The 26,000-nt window shown below is 60.1% G+C and carries 26 protein-coding genes, 2 tRNA genes and 3 pseudogenes; 22 read left to right on the top strand and 9 right to left on the bottom strand.

What is annotated here, in order from left to right:
• Positions 1–194: 194 nt before the first annotated feature.
• Positions 195–1,562: a class II 3-deoxy-7-phosphoheptulonate synthase gene (locus CHB75_RS10890; protein ID WP_089270572.1), complete on the top strand. Its 1,368-nt coding sequence runs from the start codon at positions 195–197 to the stop codon at positions 1,560–1,562.
• Positions 1,563–1,641: 79 nt separating this feature from the next.
• Here the strand turns inward: CHB75_RS10890 and ggpS are convergent, their stop codons facing one another.
• The 3 genes from ggpS to CHB75_RS10875 are packed head-to-tail and all read right to left on the bottom strand — an operon-like array spanning position 1,642 to position 5,079.
• Positions 1,642–3,156 (bottom strand): glucosylglycerol-phosphate synthase, encoded by a 1,515-nt coding sequence (ggpS, locus tag CHB75_RS10885; RefSeq protein WP_089270571.1) that lies wholly within the window; start codon positions 3,154–3,156, stop codon positions 1,642–1,644.
• A gap of 1 nt (position 3,157) precedes the next feature.
• The gene (locus tag CHB75_RS10880) at positions 3,158–3,937 is read right to left on the bottom strand and encodes an HAD-IIB family hydrolase (protein WP_089270594.1); all 780 of its coding nucleotides are present in this window, start codon (positions 3,935–3,937) and stop codon (positions 3,158–3,160) included.
• Positions 3,937–5,079: an NAD(P)H-dependent glycerol-3-phosphate dehydrogenase gene (locus tag CHB75_RS10875; protein WP_089270570.1), complete on the bottom strand. Its 1,143-nt coding sequence runs from the start codon at positions 5,077–5,079 to the stop codon at positions 3,937–3,939. The genes CHB75_RS10880 and CHB75_RS10875 overlap by 1 nt, the downstream gene beginning before the upstream one ends.
• Positions 5,080–5,539: 460 nt before the next feature.
• Here CHB75_RS10875 and CHB75_RS10870 point away from each other — a divergent pair, with 460 nt between their 5' ends.
• Positions 5,540–6,448 carry a UTP--glucose-1-phosphate uridylyltransferase gene (locus CHB75_RS10870; RefSeq protein WP_089270569.1) on the top strand — a complete coding sequence of 303 codons (909 nt, stop codon included), beginning with the start codon at positions 5,540–5,542 and terminating at the stop codon, positions 6,446–6,448.
• Positions 6,449–6,521: 73 nt separating this feature from the next.
• Here the strand turns inward: CHB75_RS10870 and CHB75_RS10865 are convergent, their stop codons facing one another.
• The gene (locus CHB75_RS10865; protein WP_089270568.1) at positions 6,522–7,241 is read right to left on the bottom strand and encodes a PAS domain-containing protein; all 720 of its coding nucleotides are present in this window, start codon (positions 7,239–7,241) and stop codon (positions 6,522–6,524) included.
• A 214-nt stretch (positions 7,242–7,455) separates the two neighbouring features.
• On the opposite strand from CHB75_RS10865, the gene CHB75_RS10860 reads away from it, so the two are divergent.
• Genes CHB75_RS10860 through CHB75_RS10850 form a run of 3 tightly spaced genes read left to right on the top strand, consistent with a single transcriptional unit; the run spans position 7,456 to position 9,512 of the window.
• The gene (locus CHB75_RS10860; protein ID WP_089270567.1) at positions 7,456–8,346 is read left to right on the top strand and encodes a YicC/YloC family endoribonuclease; all 891 of its coding nucleotides are present in this window, start codon (positions 7,456–7,458) and stop codon (positions 8,344–8,346) included.
• A 3-nt stretch (positions 8,347–8,349) separates the two neighbouring features.
• A complete protein-coding gene (gmk, locus tag CHB75_RS10855; protein WP_089270566.1) occupies positions 8,350–8,994 on the top strand; it encodes a guanylate kinase in 645 nt (214 codons plus the stop codon).
• Positions 8,991–9,512 (top strand): gamma carbonic anhydrase family protein, encoded by a 522-nt coding sequence (locus tag CHB75_RS10850; RefSeq protein ID WP_089270565.1) that lies wholly within the window; start codon positions 8,991–8,993, stop codon positions 9,510–9,512. The genes gmk and CHB75_RS10850 overlap by 4 nt, the downstream gene beginning before the upstream one ends.
• Before the next feature lie 88 nt (positions 9,513–9,600).
• Here CHB75_RS10850 and rocF read toward each other — a convergent pair whose 3' ends face one another.
• The 3 genes from rocF to CHB75_RS10835 all read right to left on the bottom strand — a co-directional run bounded on the left by rocF (position 9,601) and on the right by CHB75_RS10835 (position 11,710).
• Positions 9,601–10,524 carry an arginase gene (gene rocF / locus CHB75_RS10845; RefSeq protein WP_089270564.1) on the bottom strand — a complete coding sequence of 308 codons (924 nt, stop codon included), beginning with the start codon at positions 10,522–10,524 and terminating at the stop codon, positions 9,601–9,603.
• Positions 10,525–10,673: 149 nt separating this feature from the next.
• Positions 10,674–11,135 carry a disulfide bond formation protein B gene (locus CHB75_RS10840; protein ID WP_089270563.1) on the bottom strand — a complete coding sequence of 154 codons (462 nt, stop codon included), beginning with the start codon at positions 11,133–11,135 and terminating at the stop codon, positions 10,674–10,676.
• Complete coding sequence (locus CHB75_RS10835; RefSeq protein WP_089270562.1) at positions 11,132–11,710, bottom strand: YqaA family protein; 579 nt, start codon at positions 11,708–11,710, stop codon at positions 11,132–11,134. Before CHB75_RS10835 ends, CHB75_RS10840 begins: the two co-directional genes overlap by 4 nt.
• Before the next feature lie 181 nt (positions 11,711–11,891).
• Between CHB75_RS10835 and CHB75_RS10830 the strand changes: the two genes are divergently transcribed.
• From CHB75_RS10830 to CHB75_RS22480, 5 genes and pseudogenes are all read left to right on the top strand, one after another.
• A tRNA-Leu gene (locus tag CHB75_RS10830) sits at positions 11,892–11,975 on the top strand.
• A gap of 1,000 nt (positions 11,976–12,975) precedes the next feature.
• Positions 12,976–14,802: an acyltransferase family protein gene (locus CHB75_RS10825; RefSeq protein ID WP_089270561.1), complete on the top strand. Its 1,827-nt coding sequence runs from the start codon at positions 12,976–12,978 to the stop codon at positions 14,800–14,802.
• A 127-nt stretch (positions 14,803–14,929) separates the two neighbouring features.
• Positions 14,930–15,109, top strand: a pseudogene (locus CHB75_RS10815) (transposase); the annotation flags it as partial.
• Between the two features lie 79 nt (positions 15,110–15,188).
• Positions 15,189–15,770: pseudogene (locus CHB75_RS10810) on the top strand (transposase); the annotation flags it as partial.
• Positions 15,747–16,199: pseudogene (locus tag CHB75_RS22480) on the top strand (RNase H family protein); the annotation flags it as partial. The pseudogenes CHB75_RS10810 and CHB75_RS22480, both read left to right, overlap by 24 nt.
• A 20-nt stretch (positions 16,200–16,219) precedes the next feature.
• Here CHB75_RS22480 and CHB75_RS21850 read toward each other — a convergent pair.
• Together CHB75_RS21850 and CHB75_RS10800 are read right to left on the bottom strand one after the other, a co-directional pair.
• Positions 16,220–17,020 (bottom strand): DUF6538 domain-containing protein, encoded by an 801-nt coding sequence (locus CHB75_RS21850; protein ID WP_342745305.1) that lies wholly within the window; start codon positions 17,018–17,020, stop codon positions 16,220–16,222.
• A gap of 47 nt (positions 17,021–17,067) precedes the next feature.
• Positions 17,068–17,142, bottom strand: a tRNA-Thr gene (locus tag CHB75_RS10800).
• A gap of 263 nt (positions 17,143–17,405) precedes the next feature.
• On the opposite strand from CHB75_RS10800, the gene murA reads away from it, so the two are divergent.
• From murA to CHB75_RS10740, 12 genes are all read left to right on the top strand, one after another.
• The gene (murA, locus tag CHB75_RS10795) at positions 17,406–18,677 is read left to right on the top strand and encodes a UDP-N-acetylglucosamine 1-carboxyvinyltransferase (RefSeq protein ID WP_089270560.1); all 1,272 of its coding nucleotides are present in this window, start codon (positions 17,406–17,408) and stop codon (positions 18,675–18,677) included.
• Positions 18,674–19,144: a DUF2948 family protein gene (locus CHB75_RS10790; protein WP_089270559.1), complete on the top strand. Its 471-nt coding sequence runs from the start codon at positions 18,674–18,676 to the stop codon at positions 19,142–19,144. Before murA ends, CHB75_RS10790 begins: the two co-directional genes overlap by 4 nt.
• A gap of 166 nt (positions 19,145–19,310) precedes the next feature.
• On the top strand, positions 19,311–20,621 hold the full coding sequence (gene hisD / locus CHB75_RS10785) for a histidinol dehydrogenase (protein WP_089270558.1): 1,311 nt from the start codon (positions 19,311–19,313) through the stop codon (positions 20,619–20,621).
• 235 nt (positions 20,622–20,856) lie between these two features.
• Positions 20,857–21,336 (top strand): UPF0262 family protein, encoded by a 480-nt coding sequence (locus CHB75_RS10780; protein ID WP_089270557.1) that lies wholly within the window; start codon positions 20,857–20,859, stop codon positions 21,334–21,336.
• Positions 21,337–21,402: 66 nt separating this feature from the next.
• Positions 21,403–21,786 carry an arsenate-mycothiol transferase ArsC gene (locus CHB75_RS10775; RefSeq protein ID WP_245840899.1) on the top strand — a complete coding sequence of 128 codons (384 nt, stop codon included), beginning with the start codon at positions 21,403–21,405 and terminating at the stop codon, positions 21,784–21,786.
• Positions 21,786–22,181, top strand: a complete 396-nt coding sequence (locus CHB75_RS10770; RefSeq protein WP_089270555.1) for a ketosteroid isomerase-related protein — start codon at positions 21,786–21,788, stop codon at positions 22,179–22,181. Before CHB75_RS10775 ends, CHB75_RS10770 begins: the two co-directional genes overlap by 1 nt.
• Positions 22,181–22,795 (top strand): GNAT family N-acetyltransferase, encoded by a 615-nt coding sequence (locus tag CHB75_RS10765; RefSeq protein WP_089270554.1) that lies wholly within the window; start codon positions 22,181–22,183, stop codon positions 22,793–22,795. The genes CHB75_RS10770 and CHB75_RS10765 overlap by 1 nt, the downstream gene beginning before the upstream one ends.
• Before the next feature lie 30 nt (positions 22,796–22,825).
• Entirely contained in the window at positions 22,826–23,710 is an 885-nt protein-coding gene (locus CHB75_RS10760) for a carbon-nitrogen hydrolase family protein (protein ID WP_089270553.1), read from the top strand.
• 83 nt (positions 23,711–23,793) lie between these two features.
• On the top strand, positions 23,794–24,012 hold the full coding sequence (gene infA, locus CHB75_RS10755) for a translation initiation factor IF-1 (RefSeq protein WP_089270552.1): 219 nt from the start codon (positions 23,794–23,796) through the stop codon (positions 24,010–24,012).
• A gap of 66 nt (positions 24,013–24,078) precedes the next feature.
• Entirely contained in the window at positions 24,079–24,657 is a 579-nt protein-coding gene (locus CHB75_RS10750; RefSeq protein ID WP_089270551.1) for a Maf family protein, read from the top strand.
• The gene (locus CHB75_RS10745) at positions 24,654–25,673 is read left to right on the top strand and encodes a ribonuclease E/G (RefSeq protein WP_089270550.1); all 1,020 of its coding nucleotides are present in this window, start codon (positions 24,654–24,656) and stop codon (positions 25,671–25,673) included. Before CHB75_RS10750 ends, CHB75_RS10745 begins: the two co-directional genes overlap by 4 nt.
• Positions 25,670–25,861, top strand: coding sequence for a DNA gyrase inhibitor YacG (locus tag CHB75_RS10740; RefSeq protein WP_089270549.1), 192 nt, complete (start codon positions 25,670–25,672; stop codon positions 25,859–25,861). The genes CHB75_RS10745 and CHB75_RS10740 overlap by 4 nt, the downstream gene beginning before the upstream one ends.
• Positions 25,862–26,000 lie beyond the last annotated feature (139 nt).

Raw genomic sequence — 26,000 nt, 5'->3', positions numbered from 1 at the left:
CTGCTACAGGCCGGGCAATATTCGTGATTGGCAAAGGTTTGCATCAATCCATCCAAACCAGGGCCGGGCAAATGCGATAGGCGCCGGATTCGGACCCGCAGGCACAGTTTATTTCAACTATGGCCAGCGGGGCTTTGGTTTCGTATAGAACCCCGTGCCAAAGCGCACGACCTATTTCTGACCGGAGACACCAGATGACCGAGTGGCAAAAGACGAGCTGGCGCAACAAGCCCCGGGTGCAGATGCCCGATTATACGGATGCCGACGCACTGCATGCTGTCGAGGCGCAGTTGGCCAAGTATCCGCCGCTGGTTTTTGCGGGCGAAGCGCGCAAGCTGAAAAAGTCGCTTGGTGCCGCGTCGCGTGGCGAAGCGTTCCTGCTGCAAGGCGGCGACTGCGCCGAGTCCTTCGAGCAGTTCAGCGCCAATGGCATTCGCGACACCTTCAAGGTCATGCTGCAAATGGCGATGGTTCTGACCTTCGGTGCCAAGGTGCCCGTGGTCAAGGTGGGCCGCATGGCCGGCCAGTTCGCCAAACCGCGCTCGGCTCCGACGGAAACCGTGAACGGCGTGGAACTGCCCAGCTATCGTGGTGACATCATCAACGAGTTGGCCTTCACGCCCGAGGCGCGCATTCCCGATCCGCGCAAGATGTTGCAGGCCTACACCCAGGCGGCGGCGACGCTGAACCTGCTGCGCGCCTTTTCGACCGGGGGCTATGCCGATATCCACGAAGTGCATTCATGGACGCTCGGCTTTACCGAAGGTGAAAAGGCCGCCAAATATCGCGACATGGCGAACCGGATTTCCGATACTCTCGACTTCATGAAGGCGGCGGGGCTTGAGAGCGAGAGCAACCACAACCTCAAGACCGTGGATTTCTACACCAGCCACGAAGCCCTGCTTCTGGAGTACGAAGAGGCGCTGTGCCGTCTGGATTCGACCTCTGGCAAGTGGCTGGCAGGTTCCGGCCACATGATCTGGATCGGCGACCGCACGCGCCAGCCCGACGGCGCGCATGTGGAATTCGCCCGTGGTGTGATCAATCCGGTCGGCCTCAAATGCGGCCCGACGACCACCGCCGACGATCTCAAGGTGCTGATGAACAAGATCAACCCGACCAACGAGGCGGGCAAACTGACGCTGATCGCACGGTTCGGCGCGGGCAAGGTGGGTGAGAACCTGCCCCGCCTGATCAAGGCGGTGCGCGAAGAGGGGGCCAATGTCACCTGGGTCTGCGATCCGATGCACGGCAATACGATCAAGAGCTCTTCGGGTTACAAGACACGGCCCTTCGATCTGGTCCTGCGCGAGGTTCGCGAATTCTTTGGCGTCCACAACGCCGAAGGCACAATCCCGGGCGGCGTTCATTTCGAAATGACCGGCGACGACGTGACCGAATGCACCGGCGGCGTACGTGCCGTGACGGACGAGGATCTGAGCGACCGTTACCACACCGCCTGCGATCCGCGCCTGAATGCGTCACAGGCGCTGGAACTCGCGTTCCTCGTGGCCGAAGAACTGACCGCGCGCCGGACGGATGCGGCGGCTGCCAACGGCTGAACTTCAGCGCTAAAAACAGGAAAAACCGGCCCCCGCAAAGGGCCGGTTTTTTACGTCTGGAAGCCGATAGGGCGAAAGATCAGGCCGCAGCCGTATCTTTCGTCTTGGCAAATTTCTCGGGCGACAGCAGCACCAGTTGATTGCGGGCCCAGGCCTTGGTGTCGTACTTCTCAACCATCCGCCGCAGCTCTTTCATCCGGCCGCGCCGCTCGTCTTCGTCCATGGTCAGCGCCAGTTCGATCGCGTGGTCCATGGATCGGTTGGAATAGGGATTGGTCAGGATTGCCGAACCAAGCTCGATCGCGGCGCCGGCGAATTCCGACAGGATCAGAACTCCATCCCCATCTGTGCGCGAAGCTGCGAATTCCTTGGCCACAAGGTTCATCCCGTCCGCCAGTGGCGTGATCCAGGCCACATCGGCGGCACGATAATACGCCACCAGTGTTTCAAACGGAATGGCACGGGAAATCAGCGTGACCGGGGTCGATGTGAACGTGCCAAACCGGCCATTGATCCGACCGGCGATCTGTTCGATCTCTTCCTGAATGTCGCGATAGACGCTCATGTTACGGTTTGCGCTGACCGAGACATGCAGCAGTCGGACATTTCCGACCAGTTCCGGCTGTCGTTCCAGCAGGCGTTCAAACGCCAGCAGCTGATCCGCGCCGCCCTTGGTGTAATCTGTCCGACCGACCGACAGGATCAGCTGGGCGCCGCCCAGCTCCTCCTTGATGGCTTTGGCTCGGGCCGCCGTGTCCTCGCGTCCGGCGACCTCATTGATATAGCTCGTGTTCACGCCAACCGGGGTCGTGCCCAGATGCACAACGTGGTTGTTGGAATCCTCAAGGTGGATCGCGACGGGTACGGTCCTGTCGCTAAGCGCCGATCCTTCAGAGATAAAGTCCGGATCCACCTTGACCCGCGGCACCGGACCGACATCGCGCAGGGACCGCACGACCGAAACAAAGTTTGCCGCATAGCGCGGGATGTGAAAGCCGACCACATCGCAGGCCAGCAGGCTGTCGATGATCTCTCCGCGCCATGGCAGGACGTTGAACATGTCCGCAGACGGGAAGGGGGTGTGATGAAAGAATGAAATCCGCACATCAGGGCGTAACTGGCGCAGATACCCCGGCACCAGCCACAGATTGTAGTCGTGCACCCAGACGGATGCGCCCTCGGCTGCTTCGGCGGCGGCGGCTTCGGCAAAGGCCCAGTTCACCTCGCGGAAGGTCGGCCAGTCGACGGGGTCGTAATTGTACTTTTCCTTGAAACCGTGAAGAATCGGCCAGAATGCCTCTTTCGAGGTGACATGGTAGAAGCTTTTGACCTGCGCCTCGGTGAGCGGTAGCCGCGACACAGTGTATTTGCCAAAGCTGTCTTCGATCTCGATGACGCGCTCAAATCCGGGGTTTGCGGTATCCTCGGCTTGTTTCCAGGCTACCCAGGCGGCGTTGTCCACCGCTCCGAAAAAGCTTTTCAAGGTGGGAACGATACCATTGGGGCTTTTGTTTTCCTTGAAGACGATCTTGCCATTTTCCTCCACCTCTTCATAGGGTTGACGGTGATAGACGATCACGAGATCGCTGGGCATATCAGTCTCCTTTCGGGGTCGGATGTAGGTTGCGTACGGCCACGGCTTCCAGAATACCGGCCGCACCAATAGCGGTCGCTTTGTGGACCTGCGTCAAATCTTTAACGCGTGAAAGCAGGTCCGGTTCCGATCCGCCGACCGCAACAGCCGGAAGGCCGCATTGCAGCATCGACAGATCGTTCATCGTATCACCGGCTGCCAGTACCAGTTCGGGCGGGATTTCCAGATGCGTGACCAGCCGCTGTAGGGACGGGCCTTTGCTGACCCCCCGGGGCAGTACGTCGAAATACTTGTTATCCGAAACCAGCGTGTCATGGCCCAGTTTTTCGACGATTTCGTGGGCGGCGGCATCAAAGCTGCCGGGATGCAGATTATAGCTCACCCGGTAGCGGAACTCGGTCGGTTGCAGGGTAAGGCCTGGATGCCCGTGCAGCGCTGCGCGGACCGCGTCACCGGCGTTGCCCCAGCGGCTCGCGATATCCTCTTCCAGCGGCACGATGGGTTCGATCACGCGGTTGTGCACCCTTGCGATTGTCGTGCCCACGTCACCGATCACGTATTCCGGCCACGGCACGCCGCTGCCGCACAATTCGCCGATGAACTTTGGGTCGCGTCCGGTGACAAAGATCAGGCCGATGGTGTCGCGGTTCGCCTCGATCCAGTCATAGAGCGTCTTGCGCTCGGCCTCCGATCCACCAAGGAAGGTTCCGTCCAGATCGGTTGCCAGAACGAATTTTCGAGCGTTGATCGGTACGGCGGTCACGGGGGTATGCAGGGTCATCATGTCTCTCGCAGTGTTGTCGGATGGGCCAATTCAATGTCCAGCGTCCGGGGTTCTGATTCGATGGGCCGCGCCCAGAGGTCGGAAAAGGCGGTCGCCAGGTCAGCCTGTTCATATAGGATGGCGTGTACCGCCTCGCAAATCGGCATGCGGACGCGGATGCGACGGGCCAGATCGACGACCGAAACTGCGTTTACCTCGCCTTCGACCACGACATCGCGCCCGTCAAAACACTTGTTCCGGGGAATACCCTTTCCCAGCTGCACCCCCAGCGACATGTTGCGCGAGGTCATGCTGGAACAGGTAAGCGTCAGATCACCCGCGCCGGACAGGCCAGTCACGGTTTCGCGTCGCCCGCCCAGGGCCTCGGCCAGGAACTTCATCTCGTCGATGCCACGGGTGATCAATGCCGCACGGGTGTTTTCGGCAAAGCCGGCACCAGTCATCATGCCGCAAGCGATGGCTATCACGTTCTTGACCGCGCCGCCGATCTCGACGCCCACCGGGTCGTCAGACACATAGGGCCGGAACGCGGCTGAGGACATTGACACCGCCAACCGTGCAGCCGGGCTTTTGGCCGGGTCCAGCCGGTCTTCGTAGGTAAAGGGAAAGGCGATGGTCGCTGCTGTCGGATGCCCAAGCGCGGTTTCTCTGGCGAAGGTCGGGCCGGACAAGGCGCCAACCGGATGGCCGGGCAGTTCCTCGGAGACCAGATGCGACAGCAGGAATCCTGTGCCCCGTTCGATACCCTTGCAGCACAGCGCAAGCGGGATGCCTTTGGGCAGGTGCGGGCGGATCGAGCCGCAAAGTTCACGGAGTGTGCGCGATGGCGTCGCGATCAGTACCGCCTGTGCACCTTCCAGCGCCTTGGACAGCTCGCTGGTCACGAAAATACTGTCATGCAGTGGCACATCGGGCAGGTATTCCGCGTTGATCCTTGTCGCCTCGACCGCATCGCTCAGTTGCTGGCGTCGCCCCCATAGCCGCACCTCACGGCCCGCGGTGGCCGCAACCATGGCAAGCGCCGTACCCCAGCTGCCTGTGCCCAGAACCGCCACCCGTCCGTAGGGATGGGCATGCACGCGCGCTGATCCGACGTTTGATGTCGGTGTGATTGAATTCTCCAATCTGTCTCCGTCCATTCTGTTCCTTGATCTCTGGCGTTTCGCCTGCTGTCACGAAGTCATACTGCCTAAGAACTAGGCGTACATCGCAACCAGTCTACCATGACATGGACGACTTTCACCTGTCGTCCAGTGCCAGACGGCAATTGCGTGAATTTTGTGCGGTATGTCGGCTCCGCTGCCCGAAGTCAGGGCGTTAGTCATCGGATTTCCGAGAATTTATCACAAAAACGGGCTTCGGATTCAACATCCTGTGCGTGTTCCAGCTTTGCCGGGAAACGCCGCAGAAAGGCGCCATCGCGTGCAAGCCACTGAAAACTAAGTGTGTCTGAAAGGTCAGGAACTCTGCACCTGTTAGCGCGTTGAAACGGCAACGAAGACCTTTTGACTCATGCGCAAGTATGGATAGGTTTACAAGCAATGCTGCGCTGCGGCGAAAACTTCCAGCGCGCACTTCTGTTCAGGAGAACCGAACCAAATGGAACCGAAAGTAATTGCAACACCTCTGCCTGTACGCACCGCCATTTTTCCGGTTGCGGGTTTGGGGACCCGTTTCCTTCCGGCGACCAAGGCCACGCCGAAAGAACTGCTGCCCGTGCTGGACCGTCCGCTGATCCAGTTTGCCATCGACGAAGCGCGCGCCGCCGGAATCGAACGGATGATTTTTGTCAGTCACCCGTCAAAGGGGGCCATCGAAAAATACGTCACGCATGACGCGGTGCTGCACGAACAGCTTTGTGCCAAGGGCAAGCATGACGTGGCCGACCGTCTGGTTGAAAACGCGCTCGATACGGACAAGATAGACGTGCGCTTTGTCATGCAGGACGAACCTCTCGGCCTTGGCCACGCAGTTCTTTGCGCGGCTGAGGACGCGCTGCCTGGGCCCGTCGCCGTCGTCTTGCCGGATGATCTGATTTTAGGTGAAATCGGCTGCCTCTCCGAGATGATCGAGGCCTATGCACAAGGTGGTGCGGGGCACATGGTCGCCACGATGCAGGTCGATCCGGATGCTGTAAAAAGCTATGGCATCCTGTCGGTGACCGGGCGCGACGACAAGGTGCTTTGGGCTGACGGCATGGTCGAAAAGCCCGCTCCCGCCGATGCCCCATCGCGGCAGGCGGTGGTTGGACGCTACGTGCTTGATGGATCAATCTTTGACGACCTGCGTGATCAGGAACCCGGTGCAGGTGGAGAGATCCAGCTGACAGACGCCATCTCGCGTGCGACGCCGCGTATCGGTCTGTCCGGGTATCGATTTAGCGGCCAGCGGTATGACTGCGGATCTAAAGAAGGTATGCTGCGCGCGATCTTGGCCTATGCCAATATGACGCCGGAATTTCGCGACGTGATCTCGGAACACAAGATAAGTCTGCTCGCTGCCGAGTGAACGGATTTCAGTTCACGAAAAAGGCCGCTGTGGAAAACCACGGCGGCCTTTCTGTTTCCGGAATAATACCGGTTCAGATGTCGTTCGAGACCACGATACGCAGATCTGGCCGCTTGGGGCTGCGTCGCTCGGTCGTAAAGGGCGCTGCGGGTTCGTCAAACTGACCGGCCCGGGGTGTGCGGGGCTTCAGATAGTCTTCGGTGGGGCGCGTCGGCGTGACTTCGGGCGCAGGGGCCGCCACGTCATTTTCGAACACTGGTGTCACCTCGATATGGTCCAGCAAAAAGCGCCGTGGCACCCGGCCGATGCGGCCTCGGGTAATCAGGCAACCTATTGCCCGGCTCACATCCCCCATGTCCGAGCGCAACGGCATCAAAAGCAGCTGGCCGCTGATCTCGGGCTTGCCGAAACCGTCTTCAGCGCGCAGCTGCGCCCGTAGAATGGCGGGTTCTGCAAAAAGCCGCGTCACATCCCGCGCCAATGCCTCGCGCGCCTCGGGTGCAAACAGACTGCTCATCGGCATGCCCGATACTTCCATCCCCATCAGGTCCGACAGGTGCGATCCCGCGACGCGGATCTTGGCCATCCCGGGGGCGATGCGCTCCGCCAGAAAGGCATATTCAAGCGCGCCCTCGATTCCGCGTGGGTCGATCTGGCTGCGAACAGGAATGGTGTCCACGCCGCAAAGCGAATGCCAGTATGACTCAACTTCGCGAAGCGGTGCCATACGTCGTTCATTTTCACGGGTCATCATCGACACCACATTTTTTTCGTCTCTTCCGAAACCAAACATCTTTCTGCTCCTGAGCGGGCGCAGTCTCCACCGTGCTTAACGGTTCTTAACTACGTGCCTTCACATTCCTTACTAAAACCTTAATACCGCAGGTTGGTCCTAAATTCGCCTCAATTTGACCCAATTGGTTAACGTGCGCGGGTCGGCAGGCTGCAGAATGACAAGCGCTTGATTTGTGAGGGGCGGTTGACTAGGGAAAATCCCGGAGGTGTGCATGCGGCAGTCAATGACGGGATTTGCAGGGGCGGCTGGCGGGCGTGAAAGCCTGCGCTGGACTTGGGACATGCGCGGTGTCAACGGCAAGGGGCTGGATCTTCGCATCCGCGTGCCGGACTGGATCGACGGCCTCGAACCGGGGCTCAAGGCCGCAGCCTCCACAGAGCTTACGCGCGGCAACGTTACTATAACACTACGGCTTCAGGGCACGGGCGAAGATACTGGTCTGCAGTTGTCCGAGCCGTTTCTTGCCATCGTTCTGGATGCCATGACAAAGATTGAAGAGCAGGCAATGGGCCGCGGGTTGTCGCTTGCGCCGTCTACAGCCGCACAGATTGTCGGCCTGCGTGGTATCCTTGACGCCAGCGCGACCGAAACGGACACCAAGGCATTGTGCACTCAGTTGCTAAGCGAATTCGCGCAGGTGCTGGACCAGTTCATAGCCATGCGGAAGACTGAAGGGCAGGCGCTGCAGACGATCCTGTCCTCGCAATTGGACGAAATTGATGCGCTGACCCGCGCGGCGGCCGACCAGATAGACGCGCGCCGCGACGAACAGGGCCAGAAGCTGCGCGCGGCGCTGGCACGGGTCATGGACAACACCGAAGGTGCCGACCCACAGCGGGTGTCTCAGGAACTGGCGCTGATCGCCGTCAAGGCGGATGTGACCGAAGAACTTGACCGCTTGCGCGCCCATGTGGACGCGGCACGCGATTTGCTGGATCAGCCCGGGCCGGTGGGGCGCAAGCTCGATTTCCTGATGCAGGAATTCAACCGCGAGGCCAACACCCTGTGTTCCAAGGCGCAGTCCGCGCCGCTGACGCGGGTGGGGCTGGACCTCAAGACCGTTATCGACCAGATGCGCGAACAAGTGCAAAATGTGGAGTAAGACATGAGCGACAGGCGCGGCCTTCTGATCATCCTGTCCTCGCCTTCGGGCGCGGGGAAATCGACATTGGCGCGCAGGCTGCGGGATTGGGACGAACGCATCGTCTTTTCCGTCTCGGCCACCACTCGTGCGCCCCGCCCCGGCGAGGTCGATGGTGAAGACTATCATTTTCTGACCGACTCGGACTTCAAGAAGCAGGTGGCCAACGGCGGCATGCTGGAACATGCGCATGTCTTTGGTAATTTCTACGGATCGCCCAAGGAACCCGTGCGCAAGGCGATCGAGGCCGGGCAGGACGTGCTGTTCGACATCGACTGGCAGGGAGCTCAGCAGATTAGAAACTCGGATCTGGGGCTGCACACCCTGTCGATCTTTCTGCTGCCACCCTCGATCATTGAGCTGCGTCGGCGGCTGATGGCGCGCGGGCAGGACACCGACGACACGATCGCCAAGCGGATGCAGAAAAGCTGGGACGAGATCAGCCACTGGGACGGTTATGACTTTGTACTGGTGAACGACGATCTCGACACGACAGAGGCGCATCTGAAAAGCATCGTCACCGCCGCACGGCTGCGCCGCAGCCAGCAGCCCGGACTTAATGCCCATGTACGCAAGCTTCAGCACGAATTCGATGAGGGACAGCCATGACTTTGTACAGCCTTGACGGCCAGACACCCGAGATTGCCGAGGATACATGGATCGCACCGGATGCGAATGTGATCGGGCGCGTGGTACTGGAACCCGGCGCGTCGGTCTGGTTCGGGTCCACCCTGCGTGGCGACAACGAAGAAATCCGCATCGGTGCGGGCAGCAATCTGCAGGAAAACGTCGTCTGCCATACCGACATGGGGTACCCTCTGGTGATCGGCGCGGGCTGCACCATCGGGCACAAGGTCATGCTGCACGGCTGCACGATTGGTGAAAATTCGCTGATCGGTATGGGCGCGACCATTCTGAATGGCGCGAAGATTGGTAAAAACTGCCTGATCGGGGCCGGGTCGCTGATCACCGAAGGCAAAGTGATCCCCGATGGATCGCTGGTGATGGGCGTGCCGGGCAAGGTGATCCGCCCGCTGGACGAAGCGGCGATCGAAGCGTTGCGCAAGTCGGCTCTTGGATATCAGGCGAACATGCGACGGTTCCGCGGCGGGCTTCAGGCGCTCTGACATTTCGCGCCTGCGCGGGCTTTGGGAGCGGCAGGAGCGCTGCCCCCCGGAGAATTTTTGGCAGATGAAACCCCGGGGGCGTCGGGTTTTATAATCCGCGCGGGGTAGGACGGTCGAATACGCGTCGGCCCAGGGCCGAGGCCGCAAGGTCGACCATAAGCTGCGCCGTACGCCCCCGGTCGTCCAGCATCGGGTTCAGTTCGACCAGATCAAGCGACGTCATCAGACCGCTGTCGTGCAGCATCTCCATCACCAGATGCGCCTCACGCACCGTCGCCCCGCCCGGAACCGTTGTGCCGACAGCAGGTGCCACGGAGGGGTCGAGGAAATCCACATCAAGCGATACATGCAGCGCGCCACCGGCGGCGGCCACAATGTCGAGAAATCCGCCCAGCAGTTTGGCGATGCCGTTCTCGTCGATGTCGCGCATGTCGTGGCGGCGGATGGCGGTCTTTTCCAGCATATTGCGTTCGGCGGTGTCGACCGAACGCAGGCCTATTATGCAGACTTGATCTTCGGGAATCGGGTGGGGCACAGGCGGAAAGCTGTCAAACCCCGACCGTCCGGTAAGATAGCCCAGTGGCGTGCCGTGCAGGTTGCCAGAATCCGTCGTCTCAAGCGTATGGAAATCGCTGTGGGCATCAAGCCACAGCACAAACTGAGGACGGCCCGTCGCGGCGGCATGGGCGGCCACACCGTGCACCGTGCCCAGCGACAGCGCGTGATCGCCACCCATGAAAATCGGCATTCCCTGCGCCATGGCTTCGCTTGCCGCGCGGCTGAGCGCCGAGGTCCAACCGATGGTCAACGGCAATTCATGCAGGCCGGGCCGCGGGGCGACATCCGTGGCATCAGGCCTCACATTGCCCAGATCGCTGACCTCGTGACCCAGATCACTCAGTGCGCCCCCTAGCCGGGCGGTGCGATAGGCGTCAGGCCCCATGAGGCAGCCAAGGCGGGTCTTTCCGCTGTCCACAGGGGCGCCGACGAGAAGGATGCGTTTGGTCTGCATGTAGGACTCCTGAGAAGCGAGATTTCGGATATTTGCCGCGCGGTCTAGCAGATCTGGCGGGCAAAGGGGAGGAGGCATGTGCCGTAGCATGGCCCGTCAGCCTGATAGGATGCGCATGGGAGCCTGAAAACCGTCGTGCCGAAAGGGGGTCAGGCCTCCCGACGGGCCGCCGCTATCCAGATCAGCGCAAGGGCAAGCGATGCGATGGCGTTCCAGCTTGCCATCGACAGGCCCAACATTTGCCAGGCGATGTCATCGCAGCGCACCATCGGCGCGGCCATGATCTGATCGAGCAGCGCATCGGTCGACAACCCGCTGATCGGGCCAGAAGTGCAGGTGGTCGGACCTTCCCACCAGCCGCGCTCGACCCCGGTGTGGTAAACTCCGACATTCGCCGATGCCAGCGCCGCCAGCGCGCCCAATACCGGCAGCAGTCGGCTGCGCAGGAACACGGCGGCCACGCCGATCACGACGGCGGCCATATGAGGATATCGCTGCCAGTAGCACAATTTACACGGTGGCAGGCCGCCGATGTACTGAAACCCAAGCGCGCCCATCAGCAGGGCGGCAGATCCGACAGTGGCGATCAGAATGAGAAGTTTTCGGCTCATAGGTAACGCACCAGATAGAAGCTGCCCACAAGCAGAACGAGGAAGACGGTAAAGACCAGACCCAGCCGCTTTTCAATAAAGGCCCGCGCCGGGGCGCCAAAGACCCGCAGCAAGCCCGCCACGATAAAGAACCGCGCCCCCCGCGCGATGATCGACGTGACGATGAATGTGCCCAGCGGCATCGCCGTCCAGCCCGACATGATGGTGATGACCTTGTACGGAAACGGCGTGATCCCGGCGACCAAAACGGCCCAGAAACCAAAGTCGTTGAACCGCGTGCTAAAGGCCTCGACGGCGTCGCCTTTGCCCAGTGATTGAAGGATTGGCGCCCCGATCTGTTCGTAAAAGAAATAACCGATGGCATATCCCAGCATGCCACCCATTACCGAAGCGACCATCGCCACGCCCGCGATCAGCCAGGCCCGGCTGGGACGGGCAAGGATCATCGGAATCATCAGCACGTCAGGTGGAATCGGAAAGACCGAGCTTTCCACAAAAGCCACAGCGGCCAGCACCCAGAGCGCATGGGGATGATCGGCCATAGACAGCATGCGGGTATAAAGGCGGTGCAGCATCAGGCCCTCGTTCAGCGTTCCCCAGCGTCAGACCATGGGCGGCGCGGGGGGTCAAGCCTTGGCGGAGATTTCTGCACAGCGGGACCTTCCGGCGGTATTAAGGCGCCTACGGATAAGTCTTACACAAGCGGCGTGTAACCCGCTTGACGGTTTCTCTGCGGGGACATAAACCGTGCCACGTGCGGGTGTGGCGGAATGGTAGACGCGAGGGTCTCAAACACCCTTTCCTCACGGAGTGCCGGTTCGAGTCCGGCCACCCGCACCAGTTTATCCTTGTTTTTAACGGCTAAGCGGCAGGTTTTGATCTTGGGCCCATACTTTTATTGGGCGCTTTTCTGGTGCTTTTGATGAGTTCCTGCACCTCCTGAACCTCGATCAGTAAAATCCCGATGCTATCGTAGATCTGGAAGTCGCGCGCGGTACCCTATGGGCCGGAAGATATTTCAGCACGCTGGCGCTTACATAGCTTTGTGACCTGCCCCCGCAGGTCCATCAGTCTAATGTACAGTCTGCCAAAACACGCACGAGCAAACGACTGACGACAAACCGCTTCACTGAGCCGCAAATTTTCCGCTGCCCGGCAGGCGATTGCGAAGCAGTCGGCCGAGAGGACAGGTGAGCAAGGAACAAGAGGCAGAGATGTTGCAAACATTCCGTTAGCCTGGGCGCAAGGGACAAGCTGAAGGCCAGGTATGGTGGCGTGGATGTGCCCCGCGATCGCCAGCGGACAGTGCCTCGCTCTCAAGGCACCCGAAGACAAGAACAGCAAGCCGGAGCGTCTGGTCGCGGGGAACATTCTCGACAACATCGTCCTGAACGACCTTCTGGGAAGGAGCCGACGACATGGACCCAGCGGCGAGCCGCCGTGCTGCCTGCGTTGCGACTTCATTGTTGCCTGCAACTTCGCCCGAAGGCTGAAAACGCTCGGGGGACTAAGATCCTGCGAATACTCATCCAAGACAGCGACTTCAGGGCCAGTTCGTTTCATCTTCACTCCGATCCACCAGATGCCGGGAGTGAGCAGTTAGCCTATGAGATGAGGCAGGCTATCTCCCTTAATTCAAGCTGCTATTGGTGCCAGAACCCTGACAACGGACAGCTATCAAAGCAGCAGCATCCAAGCGCGACAGGGCCAAAACGTAGGCACAGCAAGCCCAATCATCGATTGCTCAAATAAATGCCACAGTGTAGCAGGAGGCCTTGCGTCTGGGGACTGTCAGTTTCAGAGTTGTATTCCTTTCGGTTCGGATGAGGATGATCGTTGAGTGAAGTATAGATCCGACATCGACGGATTACGTGCGATTGCAGTCCTTCCCGTGGTCCTGTTCCATGCCGGATTTTCTGGCATCAAGGGCGGGTTCATCGGTGTCGACGTATTTTTCGTGATTAGCGGATATCTTATTACAACCATCATTTATGAAGAGGCCCGAGATGGTCGCTTCAGCTTTCTAGACTTTTACGAGAGGCGCCTGCGCCGTATCATACCCGCCCTTTTTGCCCTAATCGCTTTCGTCATCCTGGGCTCTCTCTTTTTTTTGTTGCCAAGCGAATTGCGACTGCTCCCGGCACAGGTAATAGGGGCGATATTTTTTGTTGTAAACATCGTCCTCTGGCTGCAATCGGGGTACTTTTCGCCACTGGCCGAAGAAAAACCACTGTTGCATACGTGGTCTCTTGGCGTCGAAGAACAATTCTACATATTTGCCCCGATCATCCTTATATTGGTGCTACGGCTAGCCCCCCAGTTTCTAAAATTCGTTCTGTTTTTTTTAACCGCCGTGTCGTTCGCGTTCTGCGCGATCCTGACGCAAAGTTATCCGGAGTCTTCCTTTTACCTCTTACCGACTCGAGCATGGGAGCTGTCCGCAGGTTCGCTCATCGCCGTCGGAATACCATCTCGTCCGGGTAGCCGATTGGCGTGCGAGATCCTGACAACCCTTGGAATTGGCCTGATACTCGCGGGTGTGGTGCTGATCGACAGCGATATGGCGTTCCCCGGAACGGTCGCGGCGGTGCCGGTCCTGGGGGCTGTAATGGTAATCCTGTGCGGGGAGGGAACGCGGGCTGGAGCCATCCTTGGCTGGCGACCGATCCGCTGGATCGGTCTAATTTCCTATTCGCTCTACCTTTGGCACTGGCCGCTCATAGTCTTCGCCCGCGATGGGGGCTGGCTGAACGGCTTGGCCTCGCAATCCGCAGTGGTCGTTATTTCCATTCTGATGGCATGGCTGTCATGGCGCTTTATCGAGCTGCCATTCCGTGACAAAATCCGCGTGCCACGTCGGAGCATAATGGCAGGGTCTGCCATCGGTATGGCCGCAGTGACCGTTCTGGCCATTGGAATCCACAAGACCGATGGCTGGCCTGAGCGTTTCTCAGACGATATCGCCCGCTTCGGCGCCGCAATTGACGATGTTAGTCCCGAGCGAGAGCGTTGCCACCCCAAATCCGGTATAGCGCCGCCATCTGAGGCGTGTACGCTGGGGGATGGCATCCCCTTCACTGCAGTTTGGGGCGATAGCCATGGTGTGGAACTAAGCTACGCGCTTAGTGAACTGATTCCTGTGCGGCAGATCACCTATTCCGGGTGCCCGCCCGTAATAGGATTCAAAAGAGAAAAACGCCCACTCTGCGATGAACATAATGAAGAAGTGATAAAATTTCTAATTGATCCTGCGTCCAATATCCGAACTGTCATTCTAACGCTTCGGTTCGATACCGCCCTCAAGAAGCCGGGCTTTCAATCGCGCTTTGCCGAAACCGTGGAGCGGCTGGCAGAAAATGGGCTTTACGTCATTGTGGTCGCACAGCTTCCTACGCCGGGCGTCAGTGTTCCGGCTTACTTGGCTAGAGGCGGCGAGCAGGTGTTTCCATTCAGCGCGTTCGAACCCATCCATAGCCCGATGATGACCTATCTGAAAAAGCTGGATGGTGCGGTCATCTTTGATCCCGCGCCGATCATCTGCCCGGGTGCAGACTGCCATCTTGTGCTGGATGGTGCGCCGACGCTTTTCGATGCGAATCATCCGAGTATGAGCGTTTCTCGGACAATTGCCGCGACGCTGGTGGATCGCTTCTTTAGCGCGCCCTGATCAAGTATGAAGTATCTGATTTTGTTCGATGATCTGACAGAAATTGTATCGTGAAATTGCAGCGTGGACCTGTCGCGGTTTGATGCCGCTCCTTTGATAGCATTTACTGCAACAAAGAAGACTGACGATGGGACTGAAACAGACGGACGAATTCCGGCAAGATGTTGTGTGGATCGCGCTGACAAGTGGGCTTATGCGCAAACAGGTGGCTGACGACCTTGGTGTCGGGATGTCGACGCTGAACAAATGGATCACAGCTCATCGAGGCACTGATGTGGTGTCGAAAGAAGATTTAGGGCTCGCGAAGTAGAATGACCGGCTTCGGCCTGCGTAATGAATCGCCCCGGGTCTGTCGGAGACCGTCAACTTAAGTAAGGATGACGGTTATGACGAAAAACAAAATGGCAAATCGCTACTCGCCTGAGGTTCGCGCGCGTTCGGTCAGGATGATCTTCGACCATCAACGCTCGTAGGAAACGCAGGCGGGCGCGATTGCGGCCATTGCACCGAAGATCGGATGTATTCCGCAGACCTTACGCGAATGGGTCAAGCAGGCCGAGAAGGACAGCGGCATGCGCGACGACTGAGGAACGGGATCGGATCAAGGCTCTGGAACGTGAGGTTCGCGAACTACGCCAGGCCAATGAGGTCCTCCGCAAGGCTTCGGCGTATTTTGCCTAGGCGGAACTCGACCGCCCACTGAAGCGGTGATTGCCTTCATTCATTGCCCGGCAGGCGATTGCGCAGCAATCTGCCGGGAGGGGACATATTATCACCATCTGGCGTGCTGCACGGACCCTAGCAAAGCTTCGGCGCGCCATCAGCGGGACCGAGAGCTTTGCCCGGTGATCAAACGGGTCTGGGATGAGAGCTACCAGGCCCATGGGGTTCGCAAGGCTTGGCATCAGCTGAAGCGCGAGGGCTTTTCGCTGGCGCGCTGCACGGTGGACCGCCCCCTCTCGGGCATTGCTACGCAAAACCCTGCCGGGCAGTGGGACGGGCAATATCTGTCCATTCGATACACCGAGCGTTTGGCCGAAGCCGACATCGAACCCCGGTCCCGGTGGCTGGGGCAGCGTCGCGCTCCACCTGAACGAAACAGGAACGATTATAGCCCAGGAGGAACGGCACCGAGCCGTAAAATAAATTACATCGAACAACCGTGCGGAACTTATGTCAGCGCTGAACGGACTGACATTCGTCGCAGGACATATGGAGTTAGGTATTTGGCCAGCCTGTCCATTACCATCATCAGCAGTTCACAGCACGTCCTGAAGGGCTTCACCGAATGGCTGCCGGGGTGGGAAAAACGGGGATGGCGCAAAAGCGACGGCAAGGCGCCTGACAACGGCGACCTATGGAAACGCCTCCAAGGTGCCACCGAACGGCAGGCCGTCGAATGGCGCTGGGTAAAAGGTCACAGTGGCCATCTCTGGAACGAACGTGCCGACACCTGCTGCGCGTCATCGTGGCCAAGAAAGGCCGTAAGGTCACCGATCTTCTGCCGGAAGTCATCGACGGTTTTCTGCGGCTTTCCGTTGGCAAGGTGATCACGCTCCCAGAGGTTGAACAAGCCTGAGACGGAGATGGTTGTTTCAGTCACCGAAGACGCCTCTGCGGGCATGTGCAGGGTCTCCTTAGGGGGAAATCTGTCAGCCTTCGGGTCGGGGCTGTAATCGCCCTCTGAACGCCGCAACTGGAAACCTGACCATTGCAGCCAGACCTTGTGCAACTCTTCGCACAGGCGGGCACGGCTGTAGGCATCGGCTGACACCCCTTCTTCACGCAGCAACCGGTCGGCGTCTGGCCCGAACCACTTTTCGAGGGCGTCAGCACTCGGCTCCTCGTCAGAGAACTTGTCGATCATCGTGGTCCAGATTGAGGATTCACCGGGTTCATCTTCGATCATCGCCACCAGCGAACGGTAGAAACCTCCTGCAATTGCCACGAGATTTTTGTGCGGAATCGATCCCGATGCGGTCCTGAGGGTTCGCCAAACGAGTGCCTGTTTGCGAAGCGCCTCAACGTGTCGAAGCTTCGCCTCGTCCTCATTCTTGGTCTTCAACGACCAACTGATCTCCGACTTTCCATAGACCTTGCGCAGGTCGGCAGGGGTTTTCTGCCGGAAACAATAGACGCCGGTCTTCGGGTATTTGTGGGGGCGGGATATGTGCAGAACCATGGTGGTGTGGAACCTCGGTGTAGAACCGAGCGTCATCCAAGCCACTGATACACTGCATCTTTTTGATATTGAAGGGAAAAAGATGGTGCTGTGAGAGAGGATTGAACTCTCGACCTCACCCTTACCAAGGGTGTGCTCTACCACTGAGCTACCACAGCATCTGTCGCCTTGTTGGCGTGGCGGGTGATTAGACGCAATTCCCATTCGGTGCAAGGGCAATCTGGACGCTTTTTGCCCTCTGCGTTACAGAGAGGCCATGGAGCAGAAACAACGCCCGCCGAAAACACCCAAAGACCACCGTGATGCACGCCTCAAAAGCGCGCTCAAGGCGAATCTGGCACGCCGCAAGGCGCAGTCCCGGGCCCGGACAGGCGAAAAGCCGCAGCCCGAGGGCGCGGAGAAAGACAAAGGATAAACAGGCATGGATTCGATCATCGTCACGGGGGGCGGGCCGTTGTCCGGCCAGATCCCCATCGCAGGCGCGAAAAACGCCTGCCTTACCCTTATGCCCGCCACGCTGCTCAGCGATGAACCGCTGACGCTGACCAATGCGCCGCGCCTGTCGGACATCCGTACCATGACCACTCTGCTGCAATCGCTGGGTGCCGAGGTACAGAGCCTTCAGGATGGCCAGGTCCTCGCCCTGTCGAGCCACAATATCCACAACCACATCGCCGACTATGACATCGTGCGCAAGATGCGCGCCTCGATCCTTGTCTTGGGGCCGATGCTCGCTCGGGACGGCCATGCTATTGTGTCGCTTCCCGGCGGTTGCGCGATCGGTGCGCGGCCTGTGGACCTGCACCTCAAGGCGCTTGAGGCGTTAGGGGCAGAGCTGGATCTGCGCGACGGCTATGTGCATGCCAAGGCACCTGCGGGCGGGCTGCGGGGGGGAATCATTGATTTCCCGATTGCCTCGGTCGGGGCCACGGAAAACGCATTGATGGCGGCGACGCTGGCCAAAGGCACAACCGAAATCCGCAACGCCGCGCGCGAACCCGAAATCGTCGATCTGGCCCAGTGCCTGCGCAAGATGGGCGCGCAGATCGAAGGCGAGGGGACGCATACGATCACCATTCAGGGCGTCGATCGTCTTGGTGGGGCGACTCACCGGGTTGTGACCGACCGCATCGAACTTGGCACCTACATGCTGGCCCCGGCGATCTGCGGTGGTGAGGTGACGCTGCTGGGCGGGCGGATCGACCTGCTGGCAGCCTTCTGCGAAAAGCTGGATGCGGCGGGCATCAACGTCACAGAGACACCCGAAGGCCTGACTGTTGCGCGCAAGAATGGCAGCATCCGCGCCGTCGATGTGACGACCGAGCCCTTCCCGGGCTTTCCCACCGACCTGCAGGCCCAGATGATGGCGCTGCTTTGCACTGCCGAAGGGACGTCGGTCCTTGAGGAAAAGATCTTCGAGAATCGCTTCATGCATGCGCCCGAACTGATGCGGATGGGGGCCAAGATCGAGGTACACGGCGGTCATGCGACCGTGACCGGGGTCAAGCAGCTCAAGGGCGCGCCGGTGATGGCGACCGATCTGCGGGCGTCTGTCTCGCTCATCCTTGCCGGGCTCGCCGCGCAGGGGGAAACCATCGTCAACCGGGTCTATCATCTCGATCGCGGCTATGAACATGTGGTGCGCAAATTGTCTGGCGTGGGGGCCAAGATTGAACGGGTGAAAGGCCAATGACCGAAGATGCACGCTTTGAAGACGGCACCGCCCGCCCGCTGAACCTCGGCGCCATGGATGTCGAGGATCTTGGCATCTTGTCGGCCCTTGCGCAGGACGCGGTCTTTCCGATTTCCGAGATGACCTGGCAGCCGAAAAGCCGCCGTCTGGCGCTGCTGGTCAACCGCATGCGGTGGGAGGATCGGCCTGTCGGCAAGCGCCCACCTGAACGCGTGCAATCGGTTCTGCTGATCGAAAACGTGATGGGCGTCGGCAGCCAGGGTATCGACCGTTCGGATCGCGATACCATCCTGTCGCTGCTTTCAGTGACGTTCGAGCCGGGGCCGGACGCCTCGGGCAATGTCCTGCTGACCCTTGCGGGCGACGGTGCGCTGCGGGCGCAGGTCGAGGCGCTTGATGTCACGCTCAAGGATGTGACGCGCCCCTACGTGGCCCCGTCCGGCAAAACCCCAAGCCATCCGGACTAAACCGCGCAGGACCTCGCCAAGATCCTTTTGGCTTCATCTGCCGGAAAATATTCCACGGGACCGGGGCTCGCCCCCCGGTCCTAAGTCTACAAACTGATCGCACCAGCCCGCATCTTGAGGCTCGCCGCCCCACAGGTTATGTCGCGGCAAAGCAAAGGGGTCTGCCATGCCGGTCTTTCTCGACACAACCCAGTCTGATTTCGAAACGTCCTTCATCACGCTGCTCAATGCCAAGCGTGAAGACAGCCCCGATGTCGACGCTGTCGTTGCCGGAATCATCCAGGATGTCCGCGACCGTGGCGACCGTGCCGTTCTGGACCTCACCGCCAAATTCGACCGGCTGACACTGACGGCCGATGGGCTGGCCTTCAGCCGCGAAGAGGTCGATGCGGAAATCGCCAAGGTCTCGCCCGCCGACCGCGCGGCACTTGAACTGGCCGCCGAACGTATCCGCGCCTATCACGCGCGCCAGATGCCCGATGATGCCATGTGGACCGATCCCGATGGTGCAACGCTGGGTTGGCGCTGGACGCCGGTCGGCGCGGCGGGGCTATATGTCCCGGGCGGGCTGGCAAGCTATCCGTCTTCGGTGTTGATGAACGCGATCCCGGCCAAGGTGGCAGGCGTGCCGCGTCTGTGCATCACTGTGCCCACACCGGATGGCGTGATCAATCCGCTGGTCCTGCTGGCCGCGCGGATCAGTGGCGTGGACGAAATTTACCGCATCGGTGGCGCGCAGGCGATTGCGGCGCTGGCCTATGGGACCGAAACGATTCCGGCAGTGGACAAGATCACCGGCCCCGGCAATGCCTTTGTCGCGGCGGCGAAACGGCGGGTCTTTGGCAAGGTCGGCATCGACATGATCGCCGGCCCGTCCGAAATTCTGGTCATTGCCGATGGCGACAACGACCCGGATTGGATCGCGCTCGACCTGCTCAGTCAGGCGGAACATGATGAAAGCGCGCAGTCCATCCTGATCACCACCGACGCTGCTTTTGGTAACAACGTCGCGCAAGCGGTTGAAAAACGGCTGGAAACGCTCGAACGTCGCGCTATTGCCCGGGCCAGCTGGCGCGACTTTGGTGCGGTGATCATTGTGCGTGATCTGGAGGAGGCGGCGCAACTGTCAGACCGCATTGCCCCGGAACACCTGGAACTCTGCGTGGCTGATCCCGATGCGCTGAGCGCAAAGATCAGCCACGCCGGCGCGATTTTCCTTGGCCAATGGACGCCCGAAGCCATTGGCGACTATGTCGGCGGGCCAAACCACGTCCTGCCCACGGCACGTTCGGCGCGGTTTTCCTCGGGGCTTTCGGTGCTGGATTTTGTCAAACGCACCACACTGGCCCGCATGACGCCCGAGGCGTTGCGCGCCATCGGTCCGGCGGCTGAACGGCTGGCCACGTCCGAAAGCCTTGAGGCACACGGCCTGTCAGTGACCGCTAGGCTGCAAAAGCTGAACGATCCGGGGCAGTAGAGCGCAGAAAGTAGTTCGTAACAAATTTCATCATATTATCTATTTCTGGCATTGTTCGGATTTTATGCTTTAAAATTTTAGAAATATCCGGACTTGCTAGCACTATTCCAACATTTCCATCTGTATTTCTGGCGCGCTTCACCCGTCGTGCCTCAGCGCCAAACAGCGCAATTGCCCCAGGCATGTGAACGCGTTAAGGATTTTCCCGGAATGTGATCGTCTAAAGGGGCAGTCGATGAGCCGTATTGCACATATCGAGCTGGATGACGCCGGTCTTCCGCCGCCGACGCCTGAAATCGAACAGGAACGCCGTGTGGCCATGTTCGATCTGATGGAGCAGAATTCCTTTGTGCTGCCAAACCGGGATGGCCGCACCATGCCATCCGGGCCTTACCACGTCGGCCTGTCGATCCGGGAAAAGCGGCTCGTGTTTGATGTCGCCACGGAAAGCCATGAAAAGGCTGCGGAATTCCATTTGTCGCTGTCGCCCTTCCGGCAGGTGGTCAAGGACTACTTCCAGATCTGCAAAAGCTATTTCGACGCGGTCAAGAACCTCCCGCCCAGCCAGATCGAAACCATAGACATGGCCCGTCGCGGCATCCACAACGAAGGCGCGCGGATCCTGCAGGAGCGGCTGGAGGGCAAGGCAGAGATTGACGACGACACCGCGCGGCGCCTTTTCACCCTTGTCTGCGTTTTGCACTTCGGGGGCTGACGGGTGCCAACCACACTGCCGCAATCGGTTCTGTTCTGTTGTGACCACAATGCCGTCCGTTCGCCCATGGCAGAGGGGATCATGAAAAAGCTCTATGGCTTTGATACTTATGTGCAATCTGTCGGGGTGCTCAACGATCTCGACATCGACGGTTTCGCGATCGCCGCGTGTAAAGAGATCGAGGTCGAACTGTCGCGCCACACGGCTCGGAGCTTTGACGATCTGGAACAACATGGCGAGGCGCTGTCAGGTTTCGATCTGATTGTAGCGATGTCGCCCGCCTCGCAGCGCAAGGCGCTGGATCTGACACGGCTCTTTCACCTTTCGGTGGAATATTGGCCAATCATGGACCCGACGGGTCTCGGGGAATCGCGTGAGGCCAAGCTGAATGCATACCGTCAGACGCGGGACCAGATATTTGATCAACTCAAAGGAAAGTGGGGACACTGATGACCACGGCAGTTCTGCAACGATATTTTGATGCCTTCAACCGGGGTGACACGGCGGGCATGCTCGACTGTCTGGCGGACGAAGTGGCGCATTACGTGAACGAAGGGCGCGTACGCATCGGACGCGAGGCTTTTGCAGAATTCTGTGCCCATATGGATCGCTGCTACGATGAAAAGTTGACCGAACTGGTACTTTTCGAGGCAGAGGATGGCGCGCGCGGTGCCGCAGAGTTCATGGTGAACGGCACCTACCTTGCAACCGACCCCGGCCTGCCAGAGGCCAAGGGCCAAACCTATCGTCTGCCGGCGGGGTCGTTCTTTTCCATCCATGACGGGGAAATCACCCGCGTGGTGACCTATTACAACCTGTCGGACTGGATCAAACAGGTCTCCTGATGCGGGTCGAGGTGCTGACAGGCGACGCGCTTGCCGCAGCGCTGGACGATGTGGCGCGGCTGCGTATTGCGGTGTTCCGCAGCTGGCCCTATCTCTATGACGGCGATCTGGATTACGAACGGTCCTATCTGCAGACCTATCGCGACAGTGACCGCGCGGTGCTGGTGGCGGCCTTCGATGACGACAGGCTGGTCGGGGCTTCGACCGGTGCGCCGATGTCGGATCACGCTCAGGATTTTGCCGCAGCCTTTGACGGCAGCGGTCTGGCGCTGTCGGACATTTTCTACTGCGCCGAATCCGTGCTGCTGCGCGAATGCCGCGGGCAAGGGATCGGACATCGCTTCTTTGATCTGCGCGAAGAACACGCTCGCCGCCTCGGTTTCGCCGTCACGGCCTTCTGTTCGGTCATGCGTCCGGCGGATCATCCGCTACGGCCTGCGGATTATGCACCTCTGGACGCTTTCTGGCGCAAACGCGGCTACGCACCGCTTGATGGGGTTGTGGCGCAGTTCCGGTGGAAGGATACAGATCAGGACGTCGAAACTGCCAAGCCCCTGCAATTCTGGGTCAAACGCACTGAACAAGACAAAGCTGCCCGCCAGACCCATCCGTAAACGACTGACCTCTGACCACAGGACCACCCAATGAAAATCGCCACTGCCGCCTATCCGATGGACTTTCTGCCCGACTGGGATGCCTACAGGGCCAAGATCACATCCTGGGTGGCCGAGGCTGCGGGGCAGGGCGCTGATCTGCTGCTCTTTCCCGAATACGGCGCGATGGAGCTTGCCACCCTTGCCGGAGCCGAGGTTGCCGCAGACCTTGAGGCATCGCTTCACGCCGTATCGGATCGTGTCCGGGATGCGGATGCGCTGCACGCGACGCTTGCGCAGCAGTACAATGTCCATATCGTCGCCGCCTCTGCCCCGGTCTTTGATCCCACCATTGGCGCCCGACCGGTAAACCGCGCCCGGTTCTTTACGCCCACAGGGGCAATCGGATTTCAGGACAAGCAGATCATGACACGTTTCGAACGTGAGATATGGGGCGTCGTGGGGGGGCATCCGCTGACCATTTTCGACACCACCCTTGGCAAGATCGGCATCCTGATCTGCTATGACAGCGAATATCCTCTTCTGGCCCGCGCTATGTCCGACGCCGACCTGATCCTTGTTCCTTCGTGCACAGAGGCGCTGACCGGCTATTCCCGCGTGCGCATCGGTTCGATGGCTCGCGCGCTGGAGCAGCAATGCGTGACGGTCATGTCATCGACCGTCGGCTCGGCCAAATGGTCCGAAGCGGTGGATACCAACTGCGGCATGGGCGGCGTTTTCGGCCCTCCCGACACCGGCTTTCCGGCCACCGGCGTGATCGCCGAAGGTGTGCTCAATCAGCCCGGTTGGACCTACGCCGAGGTCGACGTTGCCCATATCGCTCATGTCCGTGTCGATGGCGTCGTACTGAACCGCGCGCACTGGGTCGAACAGACTGGCCGTGACGTCCCTGCGCCGATCCTGCCCTTGCGCTGATTTGGCCCTTGAAAATCTGCCGGAATGCGCCCATTTAGTGCTGCGCTCTGCATCTTGGCAGAGTCGGTAACTCAGGAGAGACCATGGCCAAGGAAGAATTGCTCGAATTCCCCGGCGTCGTAAGAGAACTCCTGCCGAATGCGACGTTCCGGGTCGAGCTTGAAAACGGCCATGAGATCATCGCACACACGGCAGGCAAGATGCGCAAGAACCGCATCCGCGTCCTCGCAGGCGACAAAGTACAAGTCGAGATGACCCCCTACGATCTGACCAAGGGTCGGATCAACTACCGCTTCAAGTAAGCGTATGATGACCGCTGTCCCGACATCCGGCCGCTTGGCCACGCTGAAACGCGCGTTGGGGCATGCATGAAACTGATCCTTGGCTCTGGCAGTCCGCGCAGGCGTGAACTGCTGGCCCAGCTGGGGGTCGTGGCGGATGACATCCGCGCCCCCGACATCGACGAAGACCCCTTGCCCCGCGAACTGCCGCGCCCCTATTGCGTGCGGCTGGCGCGGGAAAAGGCGTTCGCCGTCCCGTCTGACCCCGACGACATCGTTCTGTCTGCCGACACCACGGTTACCCTTGGGCGTCGCATCCTGGGCAAACCGCGTGACGCGGGCGAGGCAGCTCAGTTCCTGCTTGCCCTCTCGGGGCGTCGCCACCGCGTGATCACCGCCATCGCCGTGCGTCGTGGTGAGCGGATCTGGGAACGCGACGTTGTGACGGCCGTCAAGATGAAGTCGCTGTCGGACGAAGAACTGAACGCTTATCTCGCGACCAACGACTGGCAGGGCAAGGCTGGCGGCTACGGCATACAGGGGCCCGCGGGCGCCTTCATCCCGTGGATTGCCGGTTCGTTCACCGCCGTCGTCGGTCTGCCGCTGGCCGAAACCGCGCATCTTTTGCGCGCCGCCGGATACCCCCTTTGGAAGGAGCAGCCATGAAAGGCCGCACCATCGCGCTTGACCACCTCAACGGGCTTGAGGCCGCCGCCCTCATGGTGGACGGCGTCCTTCAGGATCTGCTGGTCGACACCGACCTGCCGCGTCCCGGCACCATCTACCGCGCCATCGCCATGCGCCCGATGAAGGGGCAGGGCGGCATGTTCCTGCGCTCCCCAGATGGCCAGTGTTATCTGCGCCAGATCAAGGGGTTGGCCGCCGGTCAGCCGCTGCTGGTTCAGGTCACCGGCTACGCCGAGGCGGGCAAGGCGATCCCCGTCACCACCAAGATCCTGTTCAAGAGCCGCTATGCCATCGTCACCCCGGATGCGCCCGGCTTCAACGTCTCACGTTCCATTCGGGATGAAGAGGAACGCGTTCGCCTGACCGAACTCGCCCACGAAGTGATGGAGGATGGGACCCACGGCCTCATTCTGCGGTCCTCCTGCGCCGGAGCCGATGCGGACGAGATTGCCGAAGATATCCGTGCCATGTCCGACCTCGCCAATACCGTGATGAACGATGCCACAGGCGACGCTGAAACTCTGGTCGAAGGCGACAGCCCCCATGCGATCGCATGGCGGGAATGGGTCGAACCTGCCGATATCGACACCGAAGCGGGCAGCTTTGAAAATCAGGGCGTTCTGGACGCCATCGAAGAATTGCGCAGCGCCAAAGTCACGCTGGGTGAAGGGTCCATGTTCATCGAACCCACCCGCGCGCTGGTCGCCGTGGACATCAACACCGGGGGCGACACGACGCCCGCCGCCGGCCTGAAGGCCAACATGGCCGCGATGAAGGATCTGCCCCGCCAGCTGCGCCTGCGCGGTCTGGGCGGTCAGATCACCATCGACCCGGCGCCGGTCCCGAAAAAGGATCGCCGCACGATTGAATCCGCCCTGCGCGCGGCGCTGAAGCTCTGCACGATCGAGACGACCCTGGTGGGCTGGACCCCGATGGGCAATCTGGAATTGCAACGCAAACGCGATCGGATCGCCCTGTCAGCGGTGCTGAAGTGAGCTGTCCGATCTGCAAGCGCGCCACCGAAGCCGCATACCGCCCCTTCTGCTCGAAACGCTGTGCGGATGTCGATCTTGGGAAATGGATGAGCGGCAGTTACGCCCTGCCGTCCGAAGATCCCGACGACATCGAAGAGGCGCTGGACGCGGTCCTGAACGCCATGGAAACGCCGGAAAGACCGCACTAACACGCGCCAGCGGACAGGTCGGCGTCTGTCTGGTGTGCATGTTGGTGCAGGATTCCGCGGGTCCCACAGAAAGACCTCCCTGCGATCCCGCGTATCGCGGATTTTTACCACCCGAACGCGGCTTTGACTTGAAGCCTCA

This window comes from Puniceibacterium sediminis, from assembly GCF_900188035.1.
In the GTDB taxonomy this organism is placed as follows: domain Bacteria; phylum Pseudomonadota; class Alphaproteobacteria; order Rhodobacterales; family Rhodobacteraceae; genus Puniceibacterium; species Puniceibacterium sediminis.
The sequence above is the reverse complement of the archived record's forward strand: the minus strand, read 5'-3'. Positions and strand labels throughout refer to the sequence as shown.

What these genes read in the sequence shown, in the direction of transcription:
- CHB75_RS10880 (WP_089270594.1), bottom strand. Translation starts at nt 3,937, where the DNA reads ATGACCCTGCATACCCCCGTGACCGCCGTACCGATCAACGCTCGAAAA.
- hisD (WP_089270558.1), top strand. Translation starts at nt 19,311, where the DNA reads ATGCCGGTCTTTCTCGACACAACCCAGTCTGATTTCGAAACGTCCTTC.
- CHB75_RS10775 (WP_245840899.1), top strand. Translation starts at nt 21,403, where the DNA reads ATGGCAGAGGGGATCATGAAAAAGCTCTATGGCTTTGATACTTATGTG.
- CHB75_RS10860 (WP_089270567.1), top strand. Translation starts at nt 7,456, where the DNA reads ATGCGGCAGTCAATGACGGGATTTGCAGGGGCGGCTGGCGGGCGTGAA.
- CHB75_RS10745 (WP_089270550.1), top strand. Translation starts at nt 24,654, where the DNA reads ATGAAAGGCCGCACCATCGCGCTTGACCACCTCAACGGGCTTGAGGCC.
- CHB75_RS10760 (WP_089270553.1), top strand. Translation starts at nt 22,826, where the DNA reads ATGAAAATCGCCACTGCCGCCTATCCGATGGACTTTCTGCCCGACTGG.
- ggpS (WP_089270571.1), bottom strand. Translation starts at nt 3,156, where the DNA reads ATGCCCAGCGATCTCGTGATCGTCTATCACCGTCAACCCTATGAAGAG.
- gmk (WP_089270566.1), top strand. Translation starts at nt 8,350, where the DNA reads ATGAGCGACAGGCGCGGCCTTCTGATCATCCTGTCCTCGCCTTCGGGC.
- CHB75_RS10780 (WP_089270557.1), top strand. Translation starts at nt 20,857, where the DNA reads ATGAGCCGTATTGCACATATCGAGCTGGATGACGCCGGTCTTCCGCCG.
- infA (WP_089270552.1), top strand. Translation starts at nt 23,794, where the DNA reads ATGGCCAAGGAAGAATTGCTCGAATTCCCCGGCGTCGTAAGAGAACTC.
- CHB75_RS10890 (WP_089270572.1), top strand. Translation starts at nt 195, where the DNA reads ATGACCGAGTGGCAAAAGACGAGCTGGCGCAACAAGCCCCGGGTGCAG.
- CHB75_RS10875 (WP_089270570.1), bottom strand. Translation starts at nt 5,079, where the DNA reads ATGGACGGAGACAGATTGGAGAATTCAATCACACCGACATCAAACGTC.
- CHB75_RS10865 (WP_089270568.1), bottom strand. Translation starts at nt 7,241, where the DNA reads ATGTTTGGTTTCGGAAGAGACGAAAAAAATGTGGTGTCGATGATGACC.
- CHB75_RS10750 (WP_089270551.1), top strand. Translation starts at nt 24,079, where the DNA reads ATGAAACTGATCCTTGGCTCTGGCAGTCCGCGCAGGCGTGAACTGCTG.
- CHB75_RS10835 (WP_089270562.1), bottom strand. Translation starts at nt 11,710, where the DNA reads ATGCTGCACCGCCTTTATACCCGCATGCTGTCTATGGCCGATCATCCC.
- CHB75_RS21850 (WP_342745305.1), bottom strand. Translation starts at nt 17,020, where the DNA reads ATGACGCTCGGTTCTACACCGAGGTTCCACACCACCATGGTTCTGCAC.
- rocF (WP_089270564.1), bottom strand. Translation starts at nt 10,524, where the DNA reads ATGCAGACCAAACGCATCCTTCTCGTCGGCGCCCCTGTGGACAGCGGA.
- CHB75_RS10840 (WP_089270563.1), bottom strand. Translation starts at nt 11,135, where the DNA reads ATGAGCCGAAAACTTCTCATTCTGATCGCCACTGTCGGATCTGCCGCC.
- CHB75_RS10870 (WP_089270569.1), top strand. Translation starts at nt 5,540, where the DNA reads ATGGAACCGAAAGTAATTGCAACACCTCTGCCTGTACGCACCGCCATT.
- CHB75_RS10790 (WP_089270559.1), top strand. Translation starts at nt 18,674, where the DNA reads ATGACCGAAGATGCACGCTTTGAAGACGGCACCGCCCGCCCGCTGAAC.
- CHB75_RS10765 (WP_089270554.1), top strand. Translation starts at nt 22,181, where the DNA reads ATGCGGGTCGAGGTGCTGACAGGCGACGCGCTTGCCGCAGCGCTGGAC.
- murA (WP_089270560.1), top strand. Translation starts at nt 17,406, where the DNA reads ATGGATTCGATCATCGTCACGGGGGGCGGGCCGTTGTCCGGCCAGATC.
- CHB75_RS10770 (WP_089270555.1), top strand. Translation starts at nt 21,786, where the DNA reads ATGACCACGGCAGTTCTGCAACGATATTTTGATGCCTTCAACCGGGGT.
- CHB75_RS10850 (WP_089270565.1), top strand. Translation starts at nt 8,991, where the DNA reads ATGACTTTGTACAGCCTTGACGGCCAGACACCCGAGATTGCCGAGGAT.